This window comes from Nocardioides sp. DN36 (genome assembly GCF_055380375.1).
Genome location: NZ_AP043823.1, coordinates 935899 through 960348 on the forward strand (window position 1 = coordinate 935899; position 24450 = coordinate 960348).

Below are 24450 nucleotides of genomic sequence, written 5' to 3' on the forward strand. Positions count from 1 at the left end.
CGCGCCGGAGCGGGACGCGACAGCGGCCGTTGCCGGTCGCCGGGCCGGGGGAGCGGCTGTGGGTGCTCGACGTTCCCTACGGGACGCAGGTCGACGGCGCCACCTGGCACCCGGCCGTCAGGACCCACCTGTACGTCGGGCGCGCCCTGCCCGCGCACCTCACGCCGTACGCCCCGGGGCCGCACACGCTCGGTCGGTTCATCGAGAACACGCTCAACCCGGGCATTCCGACACCCGGTCCTGAGCCGACCGAGCCGACCGGGGCGCTCGAGCCGCGGAGGATCCAGTTCGAGGCCGCGGATGCGATCGCGGCGCGGGCAGCGGCGGGCGGCCGGCAGTTCCTGCTGGCCGACGAGCCCGGCGTGGGCAAGACGATCTCCGCGGTTCTCGGGGCGACCGCGGTGGGCGACCTCCGAGGCGCGCGACGGGTGCTCGTCGTTGCCGACCGGCCCGCTGCGATCACGATCGGTCACTGGTGCCGCACGATCGCGGCACTGGGCGACGGGGGTCTGGAATGGGTCGTGATCACGTGGGACCGGCTGGAGAAGGTCAAGGACCACACGTGGGACGTGATCATCGCCGACGAGGCCCACGCGCTGCGGCGTACGACGACGAAGCGGTGGAAGCACTGGGCGCGGATCTCGGGACACGGGAAGCCGCACGACAAGGCGCCGTTCGTCATCGCGACGACCGCGACGCCCGGACACACGCCCCTGGAGCTGCCGTACCTCGCTCCGGCCTACGCGCAGGTGCTCGACGAGCCGATGCGGGAGTGGACCTCGGCGAGCCAGCCCGGGCAGGCGTTCGCGACCGCGCTCGAGCGCCACGGCGTCGGGGTGGAGCAGGGGCGCTACGGCGCGACGTGGACCACCGACGCAGCCCGGCGCGCCGCGGACCTCAAGCTGGTGCGCGGCTGGCTCGCCGACGAGCGGCCCCCGGCGATGCTGCACCGCGCCGCGCCGTGGGGCCCGGTGCCGATCTCCGGCATGCCGGTGGCGCTCACACCGGCGGAGCGGACGGCGTACGAGGCCGAGTGGGGGGAGTTCTGCCGGGAGATGGACATCGCGCGCCGCGGGCGCAACGTCGCGAAGGGTCGGGCCGCGCTGCTGCGCTTCCGGCAGAAGGCCGGACTGATTCGGGTCGACTCGACGGTCGCCTGGATCGCGCAGCAGGTCGAGGCGGAGCGACAGGTGGCGTGCTCGGTCGAGTTCGTCGCGACCGCCGCGGACGCGATCGCCGACCGGCTGCGTGACACCGGCATCGACGTGGCCACGATCTACGGCCGCGACCGGTTCGACCCCGAGGCCGAGCGGCTGCGGTTCCAGACGGGGCAGGCGAAGGTCTGCGTGTTCACCGCGGTCGCCTCGATCAGCCTGCACGCCGGCGAGACCCTCGCCGACGGCCGCCGGGCGAGCACCGAGCCGCGGGTCGGCGTCTTCCACCAGGCCCGCTTCTCGGGAATCGCCGGGCGGCAGGTGACCGGCCGCACCCACCGCGACCACCAGGTCTCACCGTGGCACATCGCGTACGCCGAGGGCACGGTCGAGGAGCAGGTCGGCAAGGTGATGGTGGAGCGGATCGCCGCGGCATCCGACACGGTGGGAAGCGACACCACCGGTCTCGCCGACCTCGCCCAGCTCCTCGGGGCCGACTGGCTGCCGCCCACGACCCTGACCGAGGACGGCACCTGACCGGCCGGCCCTACTCCCGGACCCGGCCGGTCTCGTACCCCCACATCGCGACCTCCACCCGGTTCCGGGCGCCGAGCTTGGTCATGAGGCTGCCGATGTGGGTCTTCACCGTGCTGAGGCTGATGTGCAGCTCGGCGGCGATCTCTGCGTTGGTGCGACCCCGCGCGACGGTGAGCAGCACCTGCTCCTCGCGCTCGGTGAGCGGGTCGAGGGGCTGGGCGGGCGGTGCTGCCCGACCCGTGCCCGCGAACGTCGACAGCAGCCGGCGGGTGACGCTCGGCGAGATGAGCGAGTCACCTCGGGTGGCCGCCCGGATCGCCTCGCCGAGCAGCTCGGGCCCGGCGTCCTTCAGCAGGAAGCCGGTGGCGCCGGCCGACAGCGCGCCGTGCACGTACTCGTCGAGGTCGAAGGTGGTGATGACGACGACCGCGACCGGGTCCTCGACGCCCGGCCCGGCCAGCTGCCGGGTCGCCTCGACGCCGTCGAGGACGGGCATCCGGATGTCCATCAGGCACACGTCGGGACGGAGCTCGCGGGCCAGCCGCACCGCTTCCTGCCCGTCGCGCGCCTCACCCACGACCTCGATGCCGTCCAGGGTGCCGAGGATCAGCCGCAGCCCGGTCCGCACGAGGTCCTGGTCGTCGGCGACCAGGACCCGGATGCTCACGTCGACACCTGCCGCGGCAGCGTCGCGCTGACGGCCCAGCCGCCTCCGGGGCACGGGCCCGCCAGGCACGTGCCGCCCAGGAGGAGGGCGCGTTCGACCATCCCGGCGAGACCGAAGCCTGCGTCCGGGTCGGGGTCCCCCGGACCGGGGTCACCGTCGTCGCGGACGTCGAGGCTGACGGTTGACTGACTCCCTGCGACGCGCACGTCGACCAGGGTGGCGTGCCTGGCATGTCGCAGCGCGTTCGTGACCGCCTCCTGGGCGATCCGGAAGACGGCGGCGTCGATCGCCGCCGGGAGGGCGGCCAGGTCCCCCGAGACCGTCACCTCCACCCGCGGTCCGGCAGGCGATGCCCCGGTCAGCCGCTCGAGGTCGGCGATGCCGGGCTGCGGGGCGTAGTCGACGGGTGCTTCGTTGCGCAGCACACGGACCATCGCCCGCATCTCCGCGAGCGTGCGCGATGCCTGCACCTCGATCACCTCCAGTGCCTCCAGCGGCGACGAGGGGCTGGTCGCTGCCAGGGCGCGCCCGGCCTGGGCCTGGACGGCGATGGCAGAGACGTGGTGGGCCACCGTGTCGTGCAGCTCGCGCGCCAACAGGACCCGCTCCTCCGACTTCACCTGCTCGAGCCTCCGTTCCCGGGCGCCGTCCTGGGAACGCTCGGCCCAGCCCAGGACGAAGGCGGACAGCAGCACAGCGACGCCGCCGACTGCGTCGGCCACCCCGGTCCAGTTGACGGAGAGCGCGAGGGTCGCCGGGACCAGGATGATGGCCAGTCCCGCCATCGCCTCTCGCCCGGAGCCCCACCTGAAGAGTGCGTAGGGGAAGACCAGGAAGTAGACCATCGTGGCCATGTCGAGCGCCGGTGCGTCTGCCGCGATCAGCGCGACGTCGACGGCAAGGGTCACGCCGAAGGCGGTGGCGACCACTGGGAGCGGGTGGGTACGCCGCCACAGCACCAGGGGAGCGAGCCCCACCGTCAACACCACCGACAGCACCGGTAGCGGCAGGTCCTCACGCAGGACACCCTCCAGCACCCCGGAGGCCGTCACGACCGCCAGCAGCGCCCAGTCCCGCCACACCCGAGCCGGCGGGGCCGAGGGCCGGGGTTCCTCCAGCAGGGACCGCAGTGGGTTGCTCACCCCCTCAGCCTAGGGATGCCGCGGCGCCGGGGGACCAGCCGAAAGTCTGACCTCACCCCCGGCCGAAGGCACGACCGGCTCGGAGCCTCACGGCCGATGCCCGGCGAGCTCGAGCTGACGAGGGTTGTCACATGATCACTGTCGAGTCACTGTCCCGTAGGTACGCCGGCTTCACCGCCGTCGACGACATCTCCTTCACCGCCCTGCCCGGTCGTGTCACCGGCTTCCTCGGCCCGAACGGCGCCGGCAAGTCCACCACGATGCGCGTGATGGTCGGCCTGACCCACCCGACGTCTGGCAGCGCGACCATCAACGGAGCACGGTTCGCCGACCTCCCCAACCCCGGCCTCGAGGTGGGCGTCCTCCTGGACGCCTCCGCCCAGCACGCCGGTCGCACCGGACGCGAGATCCTCACGATCGCCGCCGACAGCATGGGTCTGTCCCGCCGCCGCGTCGACGAGATGCTCGAGCTCGTCAGCCTGACACCCACCGAGGCCAAGCGCCGCGTGCGCAACTACTCCCTCGGCATGCGCCAACGGCTGGGTATCGGCACCGCGCTGCTCGGGGACCCCCGGGTGCTGATCCTCGACGAACCGGCCAACGGGCTCGACCCTGCCGGGATCCGGTGGATGCGCGACCTGCTGACGGACTTCGCCGGCCGGGGCGGCACCGTCCTGCTGTCCTCGCACCTGCTGCACGAGATCGAGGTCATCGCCGACGACCTGGTCGTGATCGGGAACGGCAGGATCGTCGCGTCCGGCAGCAAGGAGGAGCTCCTCGCCGCGGCCGGGACGCTCGTCCGGTCGACGTCACCGCGCGACCTCGCGCACGCCCTCGAGCAGGCCGGCATCCCCAGCACGCTCGCAGGGGACGGCTCGGTCCGCACGGACGCCGACCCCGCTCGGGTCGGGGCCGTGGCCCTGGCAGCGGGCCTCGCCCTCACCGAGCTCCGGTCCGCCGAGGGCGCCGGGCTCGAGGACATGTTCCTGTCGCTCACTGCCGACACCCAGCGCGAAGGAGCTGCGGCATGACCGCCACGATCCTCCCTCCCGACACCAACGAGGCCGCGCCGGCCCGACGGATCGTCCGTGGCATCCCGGCCACCCGGCTCGTCAGGATCGAGCTGCGCAAGATGTTCGACACCCGCTCGGGCTTCTGGATGCTCGTCAGCATCGGAGTCCTGTCGGTCATCGCGACCGGGGCGGTGCTCATCTTCGCTCCGGACAGCGAGATCACCTACGGGAACTTCGCCACGGCGATCGGCTTCCCGATGTCGGTGATCCTGCCGATGATCGCGATCCTGGGCGTCACCAGCGAGTGGAGCCAGCGCAGCGGGCTCACGACGTTCACGCTCGTGCCGAGCCGCGGCCGCGTCATCGGGGCCAAGGCGGTCGCGACCCTCGCGGTCGGGGTCGTCTCGATGGCCGTCGCGTTCGCCGTCGGTGCCGTCGGCAACCTGCTCGGGTCCGCGATCATGGGTCTCGACACGGTCTGGGACGTCTCCCCGGGAGCCGCGGCGCAGATCCTCCTGGGGGACCTGGTCGGCATGGCCATCGGCTTCACGCTCGGTGTCGTGCTGCGCAACTCCGCGGCCGCGATCGTGGGCTACTTCGTCGTCTCCTTCGTCCTGCCGGGCATCCTTGCCCTTCTCGCCCAGGTGCGCTCGTGGTTCGAAGGCCTGCAGCCGTGGATCGACTGGAACTACACGCAGGTCACGCTGTTCGAGAACGACACGGACACGGCGAGGGAATGGGCGATGCTGGCCTCGACCACCGCCCTGTGGATCGTCGTCCCCCTGGCTGTCGGGCTGACATTCCTGCGCCGCTCCGAAGTCAAGTAGCCACCGAGGTCGTCAACGTCATGGAAGGACCACTCGTGCCTGCATCGCCACCCACGGCGACGTCGACCGCTGCTTCCGGGGACACCGCCTCGTGGCGCTACCTTCTGCTCTGGTGCACGGCCGTCGTTGCAACGATCGCTGTCTTCGTCGTCCCGGCTCTCGTCGTCTCGCTTCGAGGCTTCACCGGCGAGGCCGCCCTCGTGGCGGCGGCCGAGTCAGCCTTCACCGGCGCCGACGTGACCGGTCGCGTGGCCGACTCCAGCGCACTTGCCGAGCTCACCGCCCGGTGGCAGGAGTTCCATCTCGTCAAGGCGGTCATCGCCGGCCTCCTCCTCCTTGTCCTCGCCAGGCTCGCGGCGGCGGCGCGCCAGAAGGCAGAGGCCGCCGTGCGTCGCCGACACCGCTGGCCGCGGCTCGCGGCATACGGCGCAGTGCTGACGTGGCTTCTGGGGGCACTCACCGTGCTGCTCGCCAACGTCCAGGGAGCGATCGCCCCCCTGTCATCGGTGACCTCGTTCCTGCCGACCGGACGCCGTCCCGACGAGCTGGACCGGGTGCTGAGCGGCATCCGGCAGGCGGTGACGGTCGACCCGCCTGCACGGGTCGACGGGATCGCGGGCGAGCTCCTCACCGACTTCACGCTCTACCACGCCGTGTTGGCCGTTTCTGCGGCCGTTTCCGGCCTGGTGCTCACGACGCTGGCTCTCCGCGCAGCGTTGGGGCGATGGCGGCTTCGTCGAACGAACCGGTCGCCTCAGCCAACGTGGGCCTTGCAGGCAATCCTGTTCAGTGCGTCCGGAGGCTTCTTCCTCCTGCTGTCGCTGGCCAACGCCAGCACCTGGGTTGATCCGGTACCCGCATTGGTGGCGAGCCTCGGCCAACGATGAGTTGTCAGCGCGGGCGTCGGAAGTGCGGGACGGTGGGTGGTGCCGACGCGGAGCGCCGGACGGCCTCGGCGATGGCGCGGACGCCACGGACGAGCTGGTGTTCCGAGAGGTTGCCGAAGGCGAGGAGCAGTGCTGGCTGGGCCGGCGTGTGCGTGAGCCGGTAGCGACGCAGGCCGCTGACGCGGACCCCCAGGGATCGTGCCGCCTCCACGACAGCGTCCTCGTCGGCCTCGGGGGGGAGCAGGAGCACGCTGTGGCAACCGGCGGCCAGTCCCTGGAGGCGGTCGGGACCGAAGACGGTGACCACCTCCCCGGCCAGGGCGTCGCGCCGGGCGCGGTAGAGGTCGCGCACCTTTCGCAGGTGCCGGTCGAACCGCCCCGACTCGATCAGCAGGGCGAGCGCCTCCTGGTCGAGCCCGGGTGCGCCTCGGCTGCTCAGCTGCTTCTCCTCGGTGAGAACCGCGACGAAGCGGGACGGTGCGAGGACCCAGCCGATCCGGATCGCCGGCGCAATCGTCTTGCTCACGGAGCCGAGGGCGAACACCCGCTCGGGGTCCAGCCCCTGAAGGGAGCCGACGGCCTGCCGGTCGTAGCGGAACTCGGCGTCGTAGTCGTCCTCGAGGATCACGCCGTCGACCTCGTGAGCCCACGCAACGAGCGCGCGGCGGCGGGACGGGCTGAGGGCCACGCCGGTGGGGCACTGGTGTGCCGGTGTGACCAGGACGGCACGTGCCTGACTCGCGCGGAGCGCGGCCACGTCCAGTCCTTCGGCATCCACCGGAACCGGTACGACGGTGAGTCCAGCGCGCCCGGCGATGACGTCGTGCTCGCGGGGGCCGGGGTCCTCCAGGGCGAGCACCTCGATGCCGGATCTCGCGAGGGTCGCGAGGGTGAAGGCCAGACCTTGGCGGAAGCCGCCGACGACGACGGCGTCGTCCGCGGTCGCGCACCCGGCCCGCACGCGGCGATGGTAGGCGGTCACCACGTCGCCGCAGGTGACGGGAGCCGGCTGGTTCCTCGTCCCCCAGCTCGGCGGTCGGCAGCGTTCGCGTCGCCTCACCCACGGCCCAGACCCAGTCGCGCAGCGGAACCGAGCCGAGGTCGGGGATGCCGTACTCGAAGTCGATCTCGAACGTCGGCCGTGCCGCCGCGGCGGGCGGGGCTCCGGTGCGGTCACGGCGCTCCAGGCCAGGGATCCGGGCCACCCGGGTGCCCGATCCGACTGCGGACTCGACGTACCCCTCAGCCACCAGCTGCTCGTAGACCTCCACCACGGTGCCGCGCGAGACCCCCAGGCGGTCGGCCAACCGCCTGGTGGACGGCAGCCTCTCCCCGACGACCAGACGGCCCTCACGGATCGCGACCCGCAGCTGCTCCTGGATCTGCAGAGCAAGGGGCACGCCGGTGCGGTCCAACGCGATCATCAGGTCAGGAGCGTCGCGGCTCCAGTCGACGGGCATGAGGCCCAGTCAACCAAATGGTCCAGTGCGCAGGTCCCGGAGTGGACCTTCAGAGTGAACCGCCTGGCGACGACCATCGAACCATGGGCATCGGACTGGTCTTGGCACTCACGGCGGCGTTCGCCTACGGCGCCTCTGACTTCGTCGGAGGAACCGGCTCGCGCCAGCACTCCCCGTGGGCGGTGGTGCTGGTCGGCCAGGGGTGCGGCGCCGCGCTGATGGTCGCGTGCGGGCTGCTCGCACCTGCGGACCCGCAGGCCGCCGACCTCGCCTGGGCGCTGCTCGCCGGCGCCGGGTCGGCGACGGGAAGCATCTTCTTGTACCGGGGGCTCTCCCGCGGTCGGATGGGACTGGTCGCCCCCGTGTCCGCGGTCGGCGCCGCCGTGCTGCCGGTGCTGGTGGGCGTCGCCCTCGGCGAACGCCCCACCTGGCTCGCCTGGCTCGGCGTCCTCGTCGCCCTGCCCGGCATCTGGCTGGTCTCCCGCGAGACCACGGCGTCGGCGGGAAGCACACCAGGCGCGCTCGTCGACGGCGCCGCCGCCGGTGCCGGCTTCGGTGTGCTGTTCATCGCGCTCGGGCAGGTCTCCAGCGACGCGGGGTTCATGCCGCTGGCCACGAACCAGCTGTTCGGAGCGGCGGTGACGGTCGTCGTGGCCGCGGCGCTCGGGCAGGAGTGGCGCCCGCGTCCGGGCGTGCTGCCCTGGGGCGTCGCGTGCGGCGCCCTCGGCGCGGCCGGCACCTTGACCTTCCTGCTGTCCACCCGCGCCACCGACCTCGGCGTGGCCGCCGTGCTGACCTCTCTCTACCCGGCCGTGACGGTCCTGCTCGCTTCCATCGCGCTGGGCGAGCGCCTCGGAGGCGGTCAGCGGCTCGGCATCGGCATCTGCACCCTGGCCGTCGCGACGCTCGCGATCGGCTGAACCAGCACCGCACCACGACAATGAAGGGAAGACTCATGCGCAAGCTCACCGTCCTCATGCAGACCACGCTGGACGGCCGGATCAGCAACGCGGACGGGCTGTTCTGGCAGCCCTTCGCGTGGGGCGAGGAGGAGACGGCCTACGTCAACGAGGCGTTCGCGCGAGCGGACACCTGGGCCGGGTCCCGCAAGCTGTACGAGTCCGTCGTGCCGTACTGGGAGCAGGTCGCGGCCGGCACCTCCCCGGACCGGGACGTGCAGGAGAGCCCCGCCAGCCTCGAGTTCGCTCGGCTCCTGGGTGCCATGCGGAAGGTGGTCCTCTCGCACACGCTCGCCGATGATCCCCGCACGCGTCGCGAGATCAGGTCGGGAGACGCCGTCGAGCACCTGCGGGAGCTGAAGGAGCAAGACGGCGCCGACATCGTCGCCTCCTTCGGTCCCAGGACCCTCGGTCCGCTGGCCGACTCACCCGGCCTGATCGACGAGTACCTCCTCGTCATCCACCCTGCCGTCCTCGCGTCCGGGCCCCGGCTCTTCGACAGCATCACCCGGGACCTGGCCCTGACGCTGGCCTCGGCCCGCGTCTTCGACAGCGGTGCCGCCGTCATGCGTTACCGCACGCTCGAGGCCACCGTCACAGCCACCGCGCCGCTCTCCGCCTCGGACGTTCCCGAGGAGAGCCGATGAGCAGCAACAGAATGGACCTCACAAGTCTCGACCTCGGGGCCCGCGACACGGCACCCGCTGCCAGACTCGGGCCATGCCCCGGAAGCCACGCATCGAGCCCGCCGGCGAGGTCGTCGCCCGGGTCGCGTCCACCGCGTCGGCGCTGCCCGACGCCTACGAGGAGGACGCCTGGACCGGCGTGAGGTGGCGGGTGCGGAACAGGACCTTCGCCCACGTGCTGGTCGCGCAGGAGGGTTACACGTCGGCGTACCGCGACATGACCGGGGTGAGGGAGCCGACCACGGTGCTGACCTTCCGGTCCTCCGGCGACGAGCTGCTCGCCCTGAGCAACGCCGGGCCGCCCTTCTACAAGCCGCCGTGGTCGCCCACCGCTGTCGGCATGGTGCTCGACGGCGACACCGACTGGGACGAGGTGGCCGAGCTGGTGACCGAGAGCTACCGGTTCTGCGCCCCCCAGAAGCTCAGGCGCCAGCTGGGTCGATGACGCCCGCGATCGGGAACGTCGGACACCATCGATGAGTCCGGTGCTCGCCATCGGTCTGTACGCCACACCCATCCACCGCACTCTCCCCGGGAGGCACCGTGAAGCTCCTTCTCACGTCCGGAGGCGTCACGAACGCGAGCATCCGTGATGCGCTGGTCGACCTGTTGGGCAAGCCGATCGCCGACTCCACCGCCCTCTGCATCCCGACGGCGCAGTGGGGGCACCCGATGTGTGGGCCGGGCTCGGTGCGCGGGTTCGTCGCCGGCCTGCCCCCGTGGGGTGGCATGACCTCGATGGAGTGGAGGTCGCTGGGTGTCCTCGAGCTCACCGCGCTGCCCAGCATCGGCGAGGAGCGCTGGGTCCCGTGGGTCCGGGAGGCGGACGTCCTGCTGGTGGACGGCGGCGAGGCGGCGTACCTGTGCCACTGGATGCGGGAGTCCGGCCTGGCGAACCTGCTGCCGTCGCTGCCGGAGACGGTCTGGGTGGGGGTGAGCGCCGGCAGCATGGTGCTGACCCCCCGGATCGGGGAGCACTTCGTGGAGTGGCCCTCCGCGCCGGACGACACGACGCTGGGGGTCGTCGACTTCTCGATCTTCCCGCACCTCGACGTCTTCCCGACGAACACCATGGCCCACGCCGAGGAGTGGGCCGCCGACATCGCGGGACCGGCGTACGTCATGGACGACCAGACGGCCATCAAGGTCGCCGGTGGCGTCGTCGAGGTCGTCTCCGAGGGGCAGTGGAAGCTGCTGTCCCCATAGCCGCGGCCACAGCGACGGGTGCCGGCTGGGCTAGCCTTGCCGCGATGGACAAGCCAGATCTGGGCAACCGCTACGGCAGCTCGAACGTCGCCATGAAGATCCTGTGGTCGCTGGTGGCCCTGGCGATGATCGTCCTCGGAGCGATCTGGACCTTCGCAGGCTCGGGCGCCGCCCGGTCGTTCGGCCCGGTCGTGGCAGGTCTGGGCGTGGCGTTGGGCTACGTCGCACTGATCCAGAAGCGGCACTGATCCCTCCCGGCTCCGTCCGGGCCCGGGCTCCGGTCACCCTCAGCCGAAGGGCGATCAGCGCCGGACGAGCGCAGGCAGCACGTGCGCGCGCAGCAGCGGTGCCAGCGGCAGCGACGGGTCCGGGGCCGCGGGGTCGATCCAGCGGACCTCGGCGATCTCGGCGGACGCGACGGGTGCCCCGGGCAGGTCGGCGGTGAAGACGGTGCCGTCCACCTCGGCACCGGGCTCGTTCGCGGCCGGAGCGACCCAGCGGCCGAGCAGCCGCAGGGCGCCGGTGGACAGGCCGACCTCTTCCCGGGTCTCGCGGACGCCCGCCTCCTCGGCGGACTCGCCGGGCTCGAGCTTGCCGCCCGGCAGCTGGAAGATCTCGCTGCTGGCCTTCCGGACCACCAGCAGGCGGCCGTGCTCGTCGCGGAGGCAGACCGCGGCCACGACGATCCGCTCGACGGTCGGCGTCGAGGCGGGCGGCTCGGTGAGCACGCGAAGCGCCATCTGGGTCGTGGGCCCGACCCCCAGGAAGTCCACGACCCGGGTGACCCGCTCGGGGTCGAGCGGGAGGAGGCCGGGGGAGCCGGGTACGTCGGGGGTGAGTCCCAGGTCCAGGTCGGTGCGTCCGGACATGATCGACAGGTTGAACTCGTAGCGCTCCCGGGCGCCGGGGGCGGTGAGCTTCTTCAGCAGTCCGGCGCCGATGCGACGCAGGCCTGTCTCCTCGCTGTAGGAGTCGAGGGCAGCGACCAGGTTGGCGCCGTCGCAGTGGTCGATGTCGGCCCACACCGACTGCATGGACCCCATCTGGGACAGCAGCACCGGGGCCGTCTTCTCCCCGATGCCCGGGACGCCCGGCAGGTTGTCGCTCGCGTCGCCACGCAGCGCGGCGAACTCCAGGTAGTGCTCCGCGGCGATGCCGTAGAGCGCGTGCAGCCGGGCCGGGTTCAGCAGGGGAGAGGCGGCGATCCCGCCGTTGATCAGGCGCAGCACCCGGGTGTGCTCGCTGATGTGGGCGAAGGAGTCCCGGTCGGAGGTGATGATCACGCAGTCCCAGCCGGAGCGCTCGGCCCACGTCGCCGCCGAGGCGTTGACGTCGTCCGCCTCCAGCCCGGGCGGGGTCACGGTGCGGAAGCCGAGGGCGTCGAGGAGGGCGCCGGCCCGGTCCAGCTGGTCCACCAGCGCCGGGTCCTTCTCGGCGCGCCCCGCCTTGTACTGGGGGTAGGCCTGCTCCCGCACGGACGCCGTGCGGTCGTCGAGCCCGAACACCAGCGCATCCGGGGCGAACTGGTCGATCGCCTCGAGGATCTGGCGCAGCATCCCGTGCAGGGCCCACGCGGGCCGGCCCTGCCGGTCGCGCAGGTCGGTCTCGGCGCGGGCGTGGTGGTTGCGGTGGAGCAGCGACGGCGCGTCCACGGCGAGGAGGAGGCGGCGGTCGGGGGAGGGAGGTCCAGGGGTCTGCATGGCGGCTGGATCACCCTACGCGGACCGCGCCCGGGGCCGGATCCGGCCCCGCGAGCCGGTCGTCGTACCCCTCGACCGCGGCTCCATGCCGCCTCGTGCGCAAGGTCACATCGACGCGACGGCGAGACTGTCAGGGGCACGGGTCGCGGCGCTGGATAATTGGTGTCACCCCCCGAGCACGTACGAGTCGGCGCCCAGCTCCACCTGGTGTCGACGACAAAGACACGCCCGGAAGTCGATCCCTCATTCGTCAGAAAGACCCACGCCCGTGTCGCCGCTCGTGCTCCTGGGGAGCCTCGGAACAGTGCTGTCCGCCGTCACCATGATCCCGCACCTCGCCCACGCCGTCCGGACCCGCAAGCCCTCCGGCTCGCCCCTGGCCTGGACGCTCGGCGCGGTCTGCTCGACCGTCTGGTTCGTGTACGGCGTGGCCGACCGCGACCTGCTCGTGGCCGCGCCCGGCCTGGTGACGATCCCGATCGGCGTGGTGCTGGCCGCCTGGGCGCACCGGGAGCGGGTCGCGGCGCAGCTGCAGCCGCCGATGGTGATCGTGCCGGCGTGGGAGCCCGCCGAGGGCTACCGGGCAGGGGACACGCTGGAGATGCCGCGCGTCGTCGCCTGAGGTCGTCGTCAGGACGTGGCTGAGCCGCCGGACGGGAGCCGGACCCGGAACACGGTCTCGCCGTCGGCCCGGTGCACGGTGATGTCGCCACCGTGCCGGTCGACGACGATCCGGCGGGAGATGTCCAGCCCGAGCCCGGTCCCGCGCCCGACGTCCTTGGTCGTGAAGAACGGCTCGAACACGTGCGGCCGCACGTCCGCGGGGATCCCGGGACCGGTGTCCGCGATCTCGACGACGACCCCGTCACCGTCGGCGGCGGTCGAGACCCGCAACGTGCCGGCACCGCCCATCGCGTCGATCGCGTTGTCGATGAGGTTGGTCCACACCTGGTTCAGCTCGCCTGCGATCGCCTCGATCTGCGGAACGCCGTCGCCGTAGCCGCGCGTGACGACCACCCCGTCGAGCTTGTGGCCGAGCACCACGAGCGTGCTCTCGAGGCCCTCGACGACGTCCGTGCGCTGGACCGAGGCGCGGTCGAGCTGGGAGTAGGAGCGGACCGCCGCCACCAGGGACGACACGCGCTGCGTCGACTCCTTGACCTCGGCCAGCAGCGAGGTGGTGGACAGCGAGCTGGCCACCCAGTGCATCGCGGGCTCCAGGGCCGCGTCGTCCACGACCGCGGCCACCTGCTCGCACCAGGCCACGTCGGCGCCCGCGGTGGCGAGGACCGGCGCCACCAGCCAGTCCTCCCCGACACCGCGGTCGGCGAGCCAGTCGGACAGCTCCTCCTCCCGGTCGCTGAGGGCCAGGGCGCCTGCCGCCGCGGCGTTCCGCTCCGGGACGGGTGGCCGCAGCCCCCGCCGGAGCGCGTCGAGCTCGACGAACTCGGCGGCGGTGAGACCGGACTCGGCGAGCTGCCGCAGCGTCGTCATCAACGTGTCGCACGTGTCCTGGAGCGCGTCCACGGCCCGGGTGGCCGCCGAGGCCGGGTTGTTGATCTCGTGGGCCAGCCCCGCGGCCAGGGTGCCGAGTGCCACGAGCGCCTCGCGCTGCCGCGCGGTGGACTCGATGCTGCGCACGGTCTGCATCAGGCCACGGATCAGGTGCGCCCCGAACGGGAACCAGGCCCGGGCGAGCTCGCCGAGGCGGTCCGCCGGTACCCGGAGCATCCGGCCCGGTGCGGAGGCCTGCCCGGTCGCCATGTAGACGCCGTTCGGGTCCCAGGCCCGGAAGCCGCCGGCCCACTGGCCGGGGGTGTCCATGGTCCCCACGTGCGTGTCCTCCTGGCCGACGTGCCGGACCAGGTCGACCCGGCCGTCGAGGAGCAGCCACCAGGAGTCGGCGGGCTGGCCGCTGCGGAACAGCACCTCCCCGGGCACGAAGTCGACCTCGTCGCCGGCGGCCGCCAGGCGCTCGACCTGGTCGTCGGCGAGCCCCTGCAGGACCGGCAGCGAGAGCAGCTCCCGGGTCGTCATCAGACCGTCGCCAGGTAGCGGTGCACGAGGTAGACCGACATCGCGCCCTCACCCACGGCCGACGCGACCCGCTTCATCGAGTCGAGCCGCACGTCACCGGCGGCGAACACGCCCGGGACGCTGGCCTCCAGGGCGAACGGCGCGCGGGTCAGTGGCCAGCGGCCGGCGTCGGGGGAGGCCAGCAGGTCGGGGCCGGTGAGGAGGAAGCCCTTCGGATCCCGCGCGACCTCGGCCCCCAGCCAGTCGGTGCGGGGTGACGCACCGATGAAGACGAACAGCCAGTTGGTCCGCACCTCCTCGACCGTCCCCGCCGCGCCGTCGCAGAGCTCCAGGGCCTCGAGGTGGCCCTCGCCCCTGGCGGCCGCGACCCGGGTCTGCAGCCGCACCTCGATGTTGTCGGCGGCCTCGATCCGGGCCACCAGGTAGTGGGACATGGTGTCGGTGAGCCGCGGGGCGCGGACCAGCAGGACGACCTTGTTCGCGTACCGGGCCAGGTTGAGCGCCGCCTGCCCGGCAGAGTTCGCCGCGCCCACGACGTACACGTCGTCGCCCCGGCACTGGCTGGCCTCGCTCGCCGTGGCGCCGTAGAACACGCCGCGGGCGCCGAGCGCCTCCAGCCCGGGTGCCTCGAGGCGTCGGTAGGAGACGCCGGTCGCGATCAGCACTGCCCGCGCCTCGACCTCGCCGCCGCCCTCGAGCCGCACCGCCCGGACCGGTCCGCGCGGCTCGAAGCCGACCACGTCGCGAGCCAGCACCATCTCGGCGCCGAAGCGGGACGCCTGGGCGACGGCCCGGTGGGTCAGGTCCGCTCCCGAGAGGCCCTTCGGGAAGCCGAGGTAGTTCTCGATCGAGGCGCTCTGGCCGGCCTGGCCGCCGGGGGCGTCGCGCTCCACGACCACGGTGCGCAGCCCCTCCGAGGCGGCGTACACGGCGGCCGCGAGCCCCGCCGGGCCGGCGCCGACGATGCAGAGGTCGTAGAGCGGCTGCTGGGCCCGGGTGCGCAGGCCGAGCGCCTCGGCCAGCTGTCGTGCCGAGGGCGCCGACAGCGGCGGCCCGTCGGGGACCAGGACGAGCGGCAGGTCGTCCGCGCCGGCCTCCGCCAGCGCGACGAGGCGGCGGGCCTCCTCGTCGCGCTCGACGTCGAGCCACCGGTAGGGGACGTGGTTGTGCGCCAGGAAGGCCTTGGTCTCGACGGTGCCGTCCGACCACCGGTGGCCGACCACCCGCACCTCCGTCGCGTGGTCCGGGTGCTGGTCCTGCCAGTCGCCGAGCAGGTCGTCGACCACCGGGTAGAGCCGCTCCTGCGGCGGGTCCCACGGCTTGAGCATGTAGTAGTCGAGCCCGATGTCGTTGATGGCCCTGATGGCGACATCGGTGTCGGCGTACGCCGTGAGCAGCAGCAGCTTGGTGTCGGGCGACTGGCTGCGGACCTGCTCGAGCACCTCGATGCCGGTCATGCCGGGCATCCGCTGGTCGGAGGCCACCAGCGCGACCGGACGGTCGCGCAGCCTCAGCTCGGCGAGCACCTCGAGCGCCTGCGCCCCCGAGGTGGCGCTGACGACGCGGTACTCGCCGCCGTACCGGACCCGGAGGTCACGGGTGACGGCCCGGGACACGGCGGGATCGTCGTCCACCGCCAGGATCGTCGGCTTGACGGCCATCGCTCGGCTCCTCCCGCCCTTGCCGACCGTACCGTCGAGGAGCCCCGCCGGACATGGTCGATTCGGGGTACGACAGGCTCAGCCGTTCGGGCCGATGAGCTCGCTGGCGCGCTCACAGGAGTCGGCGTCGCACCGCGCGATGGTGGCCTTCCGGGTGCCGTAGGTCGTGATCAGCACCGATCGGCCCGACTCCCAGGTGGCCGGACCGAAGTAGCCGGGCGTGCGGTAGACGGCGATCCGGCGGCCGTGGTCGCGGTGCACCGAGAGGCGTCCGACCGGCCCGTCCGACACGAGGTCCTGGGTGAGCAGCCGGCGGCCGCTCGGCGACGCGGCCACCACCGCCTGCCGGCACGATGCCCACAGGGTCGTGCGCGGGGCGGACAGGGTCGTGAGGACGCTGCACGTCGTGCTCTCGCCGCCGGCGGCGGTGAACGAGGCGACTCGGTCGGCGCGGACGTCGGCGAAGTAGCCCTCGCCACGGTTGATCCGCGAGGTCGCGTCCGTCCTCGTGTTCCACGTGAAGGTGCGGTCCGGTGCCGAGCCGCCGAGGACGGCGCGGCCCGCGTCGGCGTCGAGCACCCGGACGTAGCCGTGGAAGGTACGGCGGGTGACGACGTCGCCGGTGCCTGCGTCGCGGACGGTCAGCACCGAGTCGCCCCCGGAGCGCTGGAGGTACTGGAACAGCTGCCGGCCGTCCCGGGAGAGCACGACGTCACCCTTGACGGGGTCGAGGAGCGTCTCGCGCGAACCGTCGGGCGCGACCCGCTCGACCACGGCACCGCCGTTGCGCCCCCAGACGCCCACGACGTAGTCGTCCCCGGAGGGGCCGTACAGCTGGACCTCCCGGCCCGGGACCTCGATGCGCGCGTCGCCGTCGAGGATCGTCGTGCCGAGCACCTGCGGGACGGCGGGGTCCTCCCCGCGCGGGAGGGTGGTGGGCTTGACGGTGATGGCGCCGGACGTCCGGTCCGCGGAGTCGGCGGTCGCTGCGGGCAGGGTCGCGCCCAGTGCGGCGAGGGCCAGCACGGCCGGGACGAGGAGACGGGAGGTGCGAGAGTGCACGAGGGTGTCCTTCCGAGACAGGAGGGGCCGATGTTGGCTCCATCTCCCTCCCTGACGCCGCGACCGCTCGCGACGTTGCGTCCCGATCCGGATTTCTCGGTCCGCCCCGCCCCCACGTCACGCCGGGCGCGCCGGCGCCGCGGTGAGCAGCGGGCGGACGCGCGTGCGCGCCAGGAGCACGACCAGGTTGCGGACCAACGGACCCACCAGCGCGTACGACGCCCACGCGAGCGACGCGCCGACCAGGAGGCCGGCGACGACGTCCAGCGGGAAGTGCGCGCCGACGTACACGCGGGCGCAGGCCATCGCCAGGGCCAGCACCACGGCGAGGATGCCGAGGGCGCGGTCCACCAGGAGGACGCCGACGGCGACCGCTCCGGCCATCACCGCGTGGTCGCTCGGGAAGGAGTAGTCGGCGCTGCGCGACACCAGCACCAGCGCATGGGGCAGCACCCTGAACGGCCGGGGCTCCGCCACCGCCGAGGCGATGAGCTGGTTGACCCACACCGCGAGCAGCACGCCGACCGGCGCCCACAGCGAGGCGGCGACCCGCCCGAGGTCCCCGTCGCGACGGGCCGACCACCACGACAGCAGCAGGAGCCCGGCGAACAGCACGACGCCGTACTCGGCGTACAGCCTCAGGGGAGCGTGCAGCCACGGGGTGGCGCGCGCGAAGTGGTTGACCTCGCGGAACCAGCGCTCCTGCGCCTGGCTCCACAGCACCGTGCCGTCGTTCATCCGCACCACACCGAGACGGTAGGCACCACCGGATGAAGGAGGGATGAAGCGCAGGACCGGGTGCCTGCAGGCGTCGCGGAGCGGATGCTCTAGCCTCGCTCCGTGAGTGCGCAGGCCCCTTCCGCTGTCATCCTGATCCGTGCAGAACGCTTCATCCCCAACCCCGCGACCGCGGCCGACAACGCCTTCCAGCGTGACGTCCCGGCGGGGCAGTCCGAGGACGCGACGCGCGCCATGGCGCTGGCCGAGATGGACGCCGTCGCGCAGGCGCTCCGGGACGCCGGCGTACGCGTGCACGTCTTCGAGGACGAGGACCACACCCGTCCCGACAGCGTCTTCCCGAACAACTGGCTCTCCACGCACGCGGGCGGGATGGTCGCGGTCTACCCGATGTACGCCTCCAACCGGCGCCACGAGCGCCGCGCCGACGTGCTGGAGATGCTGAAGTCGCAGTACCGGGTCCAGACGATCGTCGACTACTCCGGTCTCGAGCCCGACGGCATCTTCCTCGAGGGCACCGGGGCGATGGTGCTCGACCACATGTCGAGGGTCGCCTACACCGCGGTCAGCCACCGCGCAGACACCCACGTGCTGGAGCGCTTCTGCACCGACTTCAACTACGAGCCGATGGCGTTCGAGGCGGTCGACTCCGAGGGCGTGCCGGTCTACCACACCAACGTCATCGCCTGCATCGGCACCGACGTCGCGATGATCGCGCTCGAGATGATCCCCGACGAGGCGCGCCGCGAGCAGGTCCGCGAGCGGCTGACCGTCAACGGTCGCAAGGTCGTCGAGCTCACCGAGGCCCAGATCCGCGAGTTCGCGGGCAACGCGGTGGAGCTGTGCGGTCGTACGCCGGACGGCCGGCGTCGCTACGTGATGGCCATGTCCGCGCGGGCTCGTCGGAGCCTGCGTCCGGAGCAGGTCGCGGTCATCGAGGAGTCGTGCGAGATCGTGGCGGTCGACATCCCCACGATCGAGCTGGCCGGCGGCTCGGTGCGGTGCATGATCGCCGGGGTCCATCTCGACCGGCGCCCGCTCGACGTCGAGCCCGAGCTCACCGAGGCCGTCCGGGCCATCAACGAGGACCACCCGGTCACCGCGGACGGGCGGTTCGTCGACGCCTGAGGCCGGGAACCGGCGTCTCCGCTACGCCTGGAGCGCCTTCTCCGCTTCCGCGGTCTCCGTGGGCAGGAAGACGAACCGGCGATAGCTCCAGTAGCGGAAGGCGGTGCCGAGCACGAGCCCGACCACGTTCGCGGAGACGTTGTCGGCCAGTCGGCCGGTGAGCCCGAGCAGGTCGTGCGAGACCACCAGGCACGCCACCGAGATCGCGAGCCCGACCAGGTTGAAGACGACGAACAGGACCACCTCGCGCCTCCGGTCCGCTCCTCGGCGGTTGCGCCACGTGACCGTGCGGTTGCCGACGTACGTCACCAGCATCGCGACCGCGACGGCGAGCGTGCGGGCAGCCCACGGGTGCCAGGTGGCAAAGGGCGGGACCGACAGCAGGACGTTGAACACCGCGACGTCCACGACGTAGGCGATCCCGCCCACCCCGAGGAAGCTGACGACCTCGCGCACGCGTGACCGCGGCGTCGACCCTGATCCGGTGCGGGCGCAGACCTCGTCTGTCATCGTCACACCAGGAGCATGACGCTGGTGACCTGTCAGCAGGCTGACAGGTCCCGCGTCGTCGAATGGGCTCGAACGGCGAGGAGGTGCGTGGTGCGGGTGCTGGTGGTGGAGGACGAGAAGCGCCTCGCGTCGTCGCTCAAGGCCGGGCTGGCGGCGGAGGGCTTCGCGGTGGACGTCGCCGGCGACGGGGCCGAGGCGCTGTGGTACGCCGGGGAGGCTGCCTACGACGTCATCCTGCTGGACGTGATGCTGCCCGTGCACAACGGGTACGACGTGTGCCGAAGACTGCGCGAAGACGAGAACTGGACGCCGATCCTGATGCTGACAGCTCGCGACCAGGACCTCGACCAGATCGAGGGCCTCGACGTGGGCGCCGACGACTACGTCACCAAGCCGTTCAGCTTCGAGGTGGTGCTGGCCCGGATCCGGTCCCTGGTCCGTCGCGGGGCGGCGGAGCGGCCCACGGTGATCGAGGTCGGGGAGCTGAGGTACGACCCGGCCCGCAAGGTCGTGACCCGCTCGGGACAGGTGATCGACCTGACGGCACGGGAGCTGGCGCTGATGGAGCTGTTCATGCGTCGGGCCGGCCACGTGCTGAACAAGTCGGAGATCCTGGCCGGCGTCTGGGACTTCGCCTTCGAGGGCGACCCCAACATCGTCGAGGTCTACGTCGGCCGGTTGCGCCGCAAGGTCGACCGCCCGTTCGGACGCAACGACATCGAGACCCTGCGGGGCACCGGCTACCGGCTTCGGGCGCCGGAGGGCCCGTGAGCGCTGGGGCGTGGCGCCGGGTCGCGCCGGGATGGGCTCGCTCTCTCCTCGCGTCCCTGCGCCTTCGGGTGACGGTCGCCGCCACGGGCGTGGCGCTCGTCGCCGGCGTCGTGGGCGCCGTGCTCTTCGTGAACTGGCTGGAGCACGACCTCGAGCAGGCGTTGATCACCTCGGCGGACCAACAGGTGCAGACCATCCGCGCCCAGCTGTCCGCCGGCAGCAGTCCGCAGGCGGCTGCGGTCACGGCGCGCGACGACGTCATCACCCAGGTCCTCTCGCCCCGGGGGACCATCCTGGGGAGCGACCATCCGCAGCTCCGCTCCCCGTTGCGGACGTCCGCCGGCGTGGCCACGTCGGTGGAGGTCGCCGGGCTCTCCGACAGCTACGTCGTGGTCGCGCGCCGGGCCCGCACGGGGGAGCTCGTCGTCGTCGCCCACTCGGAGGAGCAGGTCAGCAGGGCACGTGAGGTCACCGGGTGGCTGCTGTCGCTCGCTCTTCCGCTCGGTCTCGCCGTGCTGGCCGGAGCGGTCTGGATAGCGGTCGGCCGGGCGTTGCGGCCGGTCGAGTCGATGCGACGCGAGGCGGCACTGATCACCACGGCCCATCTCGACCAACGGCTGGGCCAGCCCTCCGGCGCCGACGAGATCCGCCGGCTGGCCGACACCCTCAACGAGATGCTGGACCGGATCGCCACCTCGCAGCGCGCGCAACGGCAGTTCGTGTCCGACGCCTCCCACGAGCTGCGATCCCCCCTGGCGGTCATCCGCCAGGTCGCCGAGGTGGCGCACCGGCACCCCGGCCAGGCCGACGTCGGTGCGCTGACCGAGGAGATCCTCGCCGAGGAGCGGCGGATGGAGGACCTGGTCACGGCGCTGCTCACGTTGGCCCGCTCGGAGGGAGCGGACCGCGCCTCCGGGCAGCTCGTCGACCTGGACGACGTGGTGCTGGCCGAGGTCAAGAGAGCACGTCGCCCGGAGGGCCCCGAGATCGACGCGTCCCACGTCGGCGCCGGTCAGGTACGCGGGGAGGTCGTCCTCTACGCGCAGCTGGTCCGCAACCTCCTGTCCAACGCGACGAGGCACGCGCACGCCCGGATCGAGGTGTCGTTGCAGGAGGACGAGGACGGGGTGCGCCTCGTGGTCAGCGACGACGGTCCCGGGATCCCGGCGGACCAGCGGGAGCGAGTCTTCGGCAGGTTCGTCCGTCTGGACGACGCCCGCGCCCGGGACGAAGGGGGGAGCGGCCTGGGTCTCGCGATCGTGGAGAAGGTCGTCGCCAGCGCCCAGGGGACCGTCGAGGTCGACGACGGCCCCCTGGGCGGCGCGCGGTTCACGGTGACGATCCCGGTGGCCTAGCGGGAGTCGGCCGCGTCTGCACCTTCGGGGCGGACCACGGTCACCGGGAGCCCGAGGTGCCCCAGACGGTGCTGCAGGTCCTGGTGCAGACGAGCGCTCAACGCGTGCTGGTGCACGGCGAGGATGATCTCGTCGACCGGTTCGGCGTGCAGCACCAGCTCGATGGCGTCCATGGGGTCGTGCTGCACGGAGACGGAGCCCAGCACGTGTCCGCCCGCAGCATCCTCCAGTGCGGGGAGTGCCCCGCGGAGCAGGCGTTCGGCCTCGGCGGCCTTCTCGTGCCGCTCGGGATGGAGCAGGTGGACCTCGGCCCGTGCCGGGTTCGGGACGACCACCCGGAACTGGGCCTCGCACCGGCCGGCGCGCTCGCGGACGACCGCGAGGAGCTCGGGTGAGGGCACGGGGGTGTCCGTGACCAGCAGGACTCGGCGACTGCGCTCGGTTTCCATGTCGTTCCTCCTTCTCAGACTTCGATCCACTGGGGCTCCTCGGCCGTCCGGTCCACCCGGGTGACGGAGAGGTAGACGACGGTCGCGAGGATGGCGGCGAGGAAGAGGACGCTGGTCCACAGCGTGCCCAGGCCGAGACCGCCGTCGCTGCGCGGTGAGGCCAGGAAGTCGCCGATGTTGGCGCCGAGGGGGCGGGTGAGGATGTAGGCGAGCCAGAACGACAGCACGGGACCCATCCCGAGCCGCCAGCCCACGAACACCGCGGCGATCAGCCCGGCGGGCAGGAGGATCGCCGGTCCGGCAGCCCAGCCGGTGAGCTCGAGCGTCCAGTCGCCCAGGGCGGTGCCGAGCGCGAAGGTGACCAGCACGACCAGCCAGTACCACCCCTCACGCGGGGTGGTGTTGATGGAGTGGATGGACAGTGTGCGCTCGCGTGAGTACCAGAGGCCGAAGACGACGGCGAGCAGGACCGAGAAGGTGACCGAGCTGATCCACAGCGGTACGCCGCGGGCGTCGGTGAGGTTGTCGGTCAGCAGCGTTCCCACGACGCTGATCAGCACCACGGAGAGCCAGTACACCCACGGGACGTACTCCCGCTTGCGGAACTGGACGACCAGGCTGACGACCAGGGCTGCGGTGAACAGCAGCGTGGTGTTCGTCAGGCCGAAGCCGAGGGTCTCGTTGACGTAGTCGGCGAAGCTCTCGCCGACCGTGGTGCACAGGATCTTGATGACCCAGAACCACACGATGACTTCGGGGACCTTGTTCGCCATCAGGCGAGTGCCAGGAATGCTCATGGGCCGAAACGGTGCCGGTGCCCACCTGACACGGACCTGACGGGCGGAGCCCCCTGCGTCACCCTCCACGAGGACGTGGCGTCATCGTCGGGTCTTCTTCACCAGGTAGACGGTCGTGGTGCCCGGGTCCGCGACGGGCCGGTAGCGCCGGTCCAGGACCCGCTGCCCCGCCTGCGCTTCCACCCCCCACGTCTCGAGGCTGGTCCCGCTGACGATCACCCACGTGGGCCGGGCCGGCCCGGCCAGCACCGAGGTCAGCTCGCTCAGTCGTGGGTCACGCACCCGGACCGGCAGGCTCCACAGGTGCTCGTACGGGCTCGACAGGCCCGCGTCCTGCAGGATGCTCGGGTCGCCGAAGGCCACGACGCCGGTGTCGCCGTCGTGGACATGCGTGTGCAGGTAGCTGTCCACCGCCGCGTCGTCGTGCCAGCCCGGCTGCGCCACCCGCGTCCACACGACCGCCGCGACCGCCATCACCGCCGCGTAGGCCAGGGCGAGCCCGACCAGCCGCAGCCACCTCGGCCTGAGCGCAGCGATGCAGCACACGGCGACGACGAGACCCGGCACCGCGCCGACGAGGTAGTGCAGCCAGTAGCTCCCACCGAAGGCGATGCCCACGGTCTCCCAGCAGGCCAGTGCGACGGCGACGAGGCGGACGTCGAGGCGGAGGCGCCAGCTGCGGTCCGCGAGGGCGAGGACCAGCAGGAGCATCAGGAAGAGCGCGCCGCTGGCGGCCACCGAGACCACCAGGGTCTCGGCCCGGGCCGCCGTGGACGAGGGGGACTCGGTCTGGATGACGGCAGCGGCCTCGATCCGGAACGTGACGAGGGCGTCCCACAGGGCGCCCGGTCGCGTCCCGCGGGCTGCCGCCCAGACCAGCGTCGCCGCCCCGACGGCGGTCGCGCCCACGAGGGTGAGGCCCGTCCTCAGCACCGCCGCTCGGTCGCGGCGCTCCACGACCTGCCACAGCCCGAGAGCCGCGACCGCGACGAAGACGTCGAGCATGTTCTGCTTGACCAGCACGGCGCAGGCACCCAGGGCGCCCGCGGCGATCCACCACCCACAGCTGGCACGGGCACTGCGCGCCGAGCACGCCGAGAAGGCGGCGACCAGGCCGGCGAGGACGAACGGTACGGCGAGCACCTCACCGTCCACCTCGGTCACGCCGAAGTACGGCGTGGAGAGGAAGATCGCCGCGGTGGCGGCCGCCGCCACCGTCCCCGACCTCGAGCCCCGGGTGGTCAGGTGGCCGACCCGTCCGGCGAGGGCGACCGAGATCATCACTGCGACGATGCCCATCAGCCGCAACCCGGTCCGACCCCCGGCGAGCTGGAAGAGTCCGATCAGCAGCGGCGGGCGATCCACCCAGTAGTCGCCGTACAGCGAGCTGCCCGGGCGCCACTGCGCGGCCACCATCAGGAACCCGCCCTCGTCCGAGCTGAGCGGCTTGGTGACGAACGGAGCCCAGGCGGCCCCCGCGAGCGCCGCGACGAGCACCACCAGGAGCGTGATCGGCGGACGTCGCCGACCCGTCCTGGGCCGCACGGGCAGGTCAGCGGCCCCGGGAGCCGGCACCCGCGCAGTCGGATGCCTCACCCCCGGCCACTCCCGGACGCCCGCCGGCAACGTCATGTCGCGATGGTGCGACGTGGGGGCTGACAGCAACCTGACCGACTCGGACCCTCGACGCGTCCGCGGCCCCGC

25 protein-coding genes and 1 pseudogene are annotated in these 24450 nt (G+C 72.4%); 13 read left to right on the forward strand and 13 right to left on the reverse strand.

The window, feature by feature from the left end; translation table 11 throughout:
* The first annotated feature begins 62 nt into the window (after positions 1-62).
* On the forward strand, positions 63-1691 hold the full coding sequence (locus tag ACZ43H_RS05435) for a DEAD/DEAH box helicase (protein ID WP_464588379.1): 1629 nt from the start codon (positions 63-65) through the stop codon (positions 1689-1691).
* 10 nt (positions 1692-1701) lie between these two features.
* On the opposite strand, the gene ACZ43H_RS05440 is transcribed toward ACZ43H_RS05435, so the two are convergent.
* Together ACZ43H_RS05440 and ACZ43H_RS05445 are read right to left on the reverse strand one after the other, a co-directional pair.
* On the reverse strand, positions 1702-2358 hold the full coding sequence (locus ACZ43H_RS05440; protein WP_464588381.1) for a response regulator: 657 nt from the start codon (positions 2356-2358) through the stop codon (positions 1702-1704).
* Positions 2355-3500: a sensor histidine kinase gene (locus tag ACZ43H_RS05445; protein WP_464588383.1), complete on the reverse strand. Its 1146-nt coding sequence runs from the start codon at positions 3498-3500 to the stop codon at positions 2355-2357. The genes ACZ43H_RS05440 and ACZ43H_RS05445 overlap by 4 nt, the downstream gene beginning before the upstream one ends.
* A gap of 131 nt (positions 3501-3631) precedes the next feature.
* Between ACZ43H_RS05445 and ACZ43H_RS05450 the strand changes: the two genes are divergently transcribed.
* Genes ACZ43H_RS05450 through ACZ43H_RS05460 form a run of 3 tightly spaced genes read left to right on the forward strand, consistent with a single transcriptional unit; the run spans position 3632 to position 6227 of the window.
* Positions 3632-4531, forward strand: coding sequence for an ABC transporter ATP-binding protein (locus ACZ43H_RS05450; protein ID WP_464588384.1), 900 nt, complete (start codon positions 3632-3634; stop codon positions 4529-4531).
* Entirely contained in the window at positions 4528-5340 is an 813-nt protein-coding gene (locus tag ACZ43H_RS05455) for an ABC transporter permease (RefSeq protein WP_464588386.1), read from the forward strand. Before ACZ43H_RS05450 ends, ACZ43H_RS05455 begins: the two co-directional genes overlap by 4 nt.
* 35 nt (positions 5341-5375) lie before the next feature.
* Positions 5376-6227, forward strand: coding sequence for a hypothetical protein (locus tag ACZ43H_RS05460; RefSeq protein ID WP_464588388.1), 852 nt, complete (start codon positions 5376-5378; stop codon positions 6225-6227).
* A 4-nt stretch (positions 6228-6231) separates the two neighbouring features.
* On the opposite strand, the gene ACZ43H_RS05465 is transcribed toward ACZ43H_RS05460, so the two are convergent.
* Both ACZ43H_RS05465 and ACZ43H_RS05470 read right to left on the reverse strand, forming a co-directional pair.
* Positions 6232-7209: an aminotransferase-like domain-containing protein gene (locus ACZ43H_RS05465; protein WP_464588389.1), complete on the reverse strand. Its 978-nt coding sequence runs from the start codon at positions 7207-7209 to the stop codon at positions 6232-6234.
* A gap of 280 nt (positions 7210-7489) precedes the next feature.
* Positions 7490-7687, reverse strand: a pseudogene (locus ACZ43H_RS05470) (GntR family transcriptional regulator); the annotation flags it as partial.
* An 83-nt stretch (positions 7688-7770) separates the two neighbouring features.
* Here ACZ43H_RS05470 and ACZ43H_RS05475 point away from each other — a divergent pair.
* The 5 genes from ACZ43H_RS05475 to ACZ43H_RS05495 all read left to right on the forward strand — a co-directional run bounded on the left by ACZ43H_RS05475 (position 7771) and on the right by ACZ43H_RS05495 (position 10786).
* Positions 7771-8607 (forward strand): EamA family transporter, encoded by an 837-nt coding sequence (locus ACZ43H_RS05475; protein ID WP_464588390.1) that lies wholly within the window; start codon positions 7771-7773, stop codon positions 8605-8607.
* A gap of 35 nt (positions 8608-8642) precedes the next feature.
* Positions 8643-9293 (forward strand): dihydrofolate reductase family protein, encoded by a 651-nt coding sequence (locus tag ACZ43H_RS05480; RefSeq protein ID WP_464588392.1) that lies wholly within the window; start codon positions 8643-8645, stop codon positions 9291-9293.
* A 73-nt stretch (positions 9294-9366) separates the two neighbouring features.
* On the forward strand, positions 9367-9777 hold the full coding sequence (locus tag ACZ43H_RS05485) for an MmcQ/YjbR family DNA-binding protein (protein ID WP_464588394.1): 411 nt from the start codon (positions 9367-9369) through the stop codon (positions 9775-9777).
* A gap of 98 nt (positions 9778-9875) precedes the next feature.
* The gene (locus tag ACZ43H_RS05490; RefSeq protein ID WP_464588395.1) at positions 9876-10538 is read left to right on the forward strand and encodes a Type 1 glutamine amidotransferase-like domain-containing protein; all 663 of its coding nucleotides are present in this window, start codon (positions 9876-9878) and stop codon (positions 10536-10538) included.
* A gap of 44 nt (positions 10539-10582) precedes the next feature.
* Positions 10583-10786 carry a hypothetical protein gene (locus tag ACZ43H_RS05495; RefSeq protein WP_464588397.1) on the forward strand — a complete coding sequence of 68 codons (204 nt, stop codon included), beginning with the start codon at positions 10583-10585 and terminating at the stop codon, positions 10784-10786.
* Positions 10787-10840: 54 nt separating this feature from the next.
* Here the strand turns inward: ACZ43H_RS05495 and ACZ43H_RS05500 are convergent, their stop codons facing one another.
* Positions 10841-12238, reverse strand: a complete 1398-nt coding sequence (locus ACZ43H_RS05500) for an NUDIX domain-containing protein (RefSeq protein WP_464588398.1) — start codon at positions 12236-12238, stop codon at positions 10841-10843.
* Between the two features lie 304 nt (positions 12239-12542).
* Between ACZ43H_RS05500 and ACZ43H_RS05505 the strand changes: the two genes are divergently transcribed.
* Positions 12543-12860 carry a hypothetical protein gene (locus ACZ43H_RS05505; protein ID WP_464588400.1) on the forward strand — a complete coding sequence of 106 codons (318 nt, stop codon included), beginning with the start codon at positions 12543-12545 and terminating at the stop codon, positions 12858-12860.
* An 8-nt stretch (positions 12861-12868) separates the two neighbouring features.
* On the opposite strand, the gene ACZ43H_RS05510 is transcribed toward ACZ43H_RS05505, so the two are convergent.
* From ACZ43H_RS05510 to ACZ43H_RS05525, 4 genes are all read right to left on the reverse strand, one after another.
* Complete coding sequence (locus ACZ43H_RS05510; protein ID WP_464588401.1) at positions 12869-14275, reverse strand: sensor histidine kinase; 1407 nt, start codon at positions 14273-14275, stop codon at positions 12869-12871.
* Positions 14275-15936, reverse strand: a complete 1662-nt coding sequence (locus tag ACZ43H_RS05515; RefSeq protein WP_464588403.1) for an FAD-dependent oxidoreductase — start codon at positions 15934-15936, stop codon at positions 14275-14277. The genes ACZ43H_RS05510 and ACZ43H_RS05515 overlap by 1 nt, the downstream gene beginning before the upstream one ends.
* 78 nt (positions 15937-16014) lie before the next feature.
* On the reverse strand, positions 16015-16998 hold the full coding sequence (locus tag ACZ43H_RS05520) for a hypothetical protein (protein WP_464588404.1): 984 nt from the start codon (positions 16996-16998) through the stop codon (positions 16015-16017).
* A gap of 117 nt (positions 16999-17115) precedes the next feature.
* Positions 17116-17736 (reverse strand): phosphatase PAP2 family protein, encoded by a 621-nt coding sequence (locus ACZ43H_RS05525; RefSeq protein ID WP_464590739.1) that lies wholly within the window; start codon positions 17734-17736, stop codon positions 17116-17118.
* Between the two features lie 102 nt (positions 17737-17838).
* Between ACZ43H_RS05525 and ctlX the strand changes: the two genes are divergently transcribed.
* Entirely contained in the window at positions 17839-18864 is a 1026-nt protein-coding gene (gene ctlX, locus ACZ43H_RS05530) for a citrulline utilization hydrolase CtlX (protein ID WP_464588406.1), read from the forward strand.
* Positions 18865-18885: 21 nt separating this feature from the next.
* Here the strand turns inward: ctlX and ACZ43H_RS05535 are convergent, their stop codons facing one another.
* On the reverse strand, positions 18886-19374 hold the full coding sequence (locus ACZ43H_RS05535) for a GtrA family protein (RefSeq protein WP_464590741.1): 489 nt from the start codon (positions 19372-19374) through the stop codon (positions 18886-18888).
* Between the two features lie 87 nt (positions 19375-19461).
* On the opposite strand from ACZ43H_RS05535, the gene ACZ43H_RS05540 reads away from it, so the two are divergent.
* Both ACZ43H_RS05540 and ACZ43H_RS05545 read left to right on the forward strand, forming a co-directional pair.
* Positions 19462-20145, forward strand: a complete 684-nt coding sequence (locus tag ACZ43H_RS05540; RefSeq protein WP_464588407.1) for a response regulator transcription factor — start codon at positions 19462-19464, stop codon at positions 20143-20145.
* Positions 20146-20213: 68 nt separating this feature from the next.
* Positions 20214-21500, forward strand: coding sequence for a HAMP domain-containing sensor histidine kinase (locus tag ACZ43H_RS05545; RefSeq protein ID WP_464588408.1), 1287 nt, complete (start codon positions 20214-20216; stop codon positions 21498-21500).
* Here the strand turns inward: ACZ43H_RS05545 and ACZ43H_RS05550 are convergent.
* The 3 genes from ACZ43H_RS05550 to ACZ43H_RS05560 form a co-directional block, all read right to left on the reverse strand.
* A complete protein-coding gene (locus ACZ43H_RS05550) occupies positions 21497-21949 on the reverse strand; it encodes a hypothetical protein (RefSeq protein ID WP_464588410.1) in 453 nt (150 codons plus the stop codon). The genes ACZ43H_RS05545 and ACZ43H_RS05550 overlap by 4 nt on opposite strands.
* 14 nt (positions 21950-21963) lie before the next feature.
* On the reverse strand, positions 21964-22746 hold the full coding sequence (locus ACZ43H_RS05555; protein ID WP_464588412.1) for a COG4705 family protein: 783 nt from the start codon (positions 22744-22746) through the stop codon (positions 21964-21966).
* A gap of 81 nt (positions 22747-22827) precedes the next feature.
* Complete coding sequence (locus ACZ43H_RS05560; protein WP_464588414.1) at positions 22828-24378, reverse strand: ArnT family glycosyltransferase; 1551 nt, start codon at positions 24376-24378, stop codon at positions 22828-22830.
* Between the last annotated feature and the right edge of the window lie 72 nt (positions 24379-24450).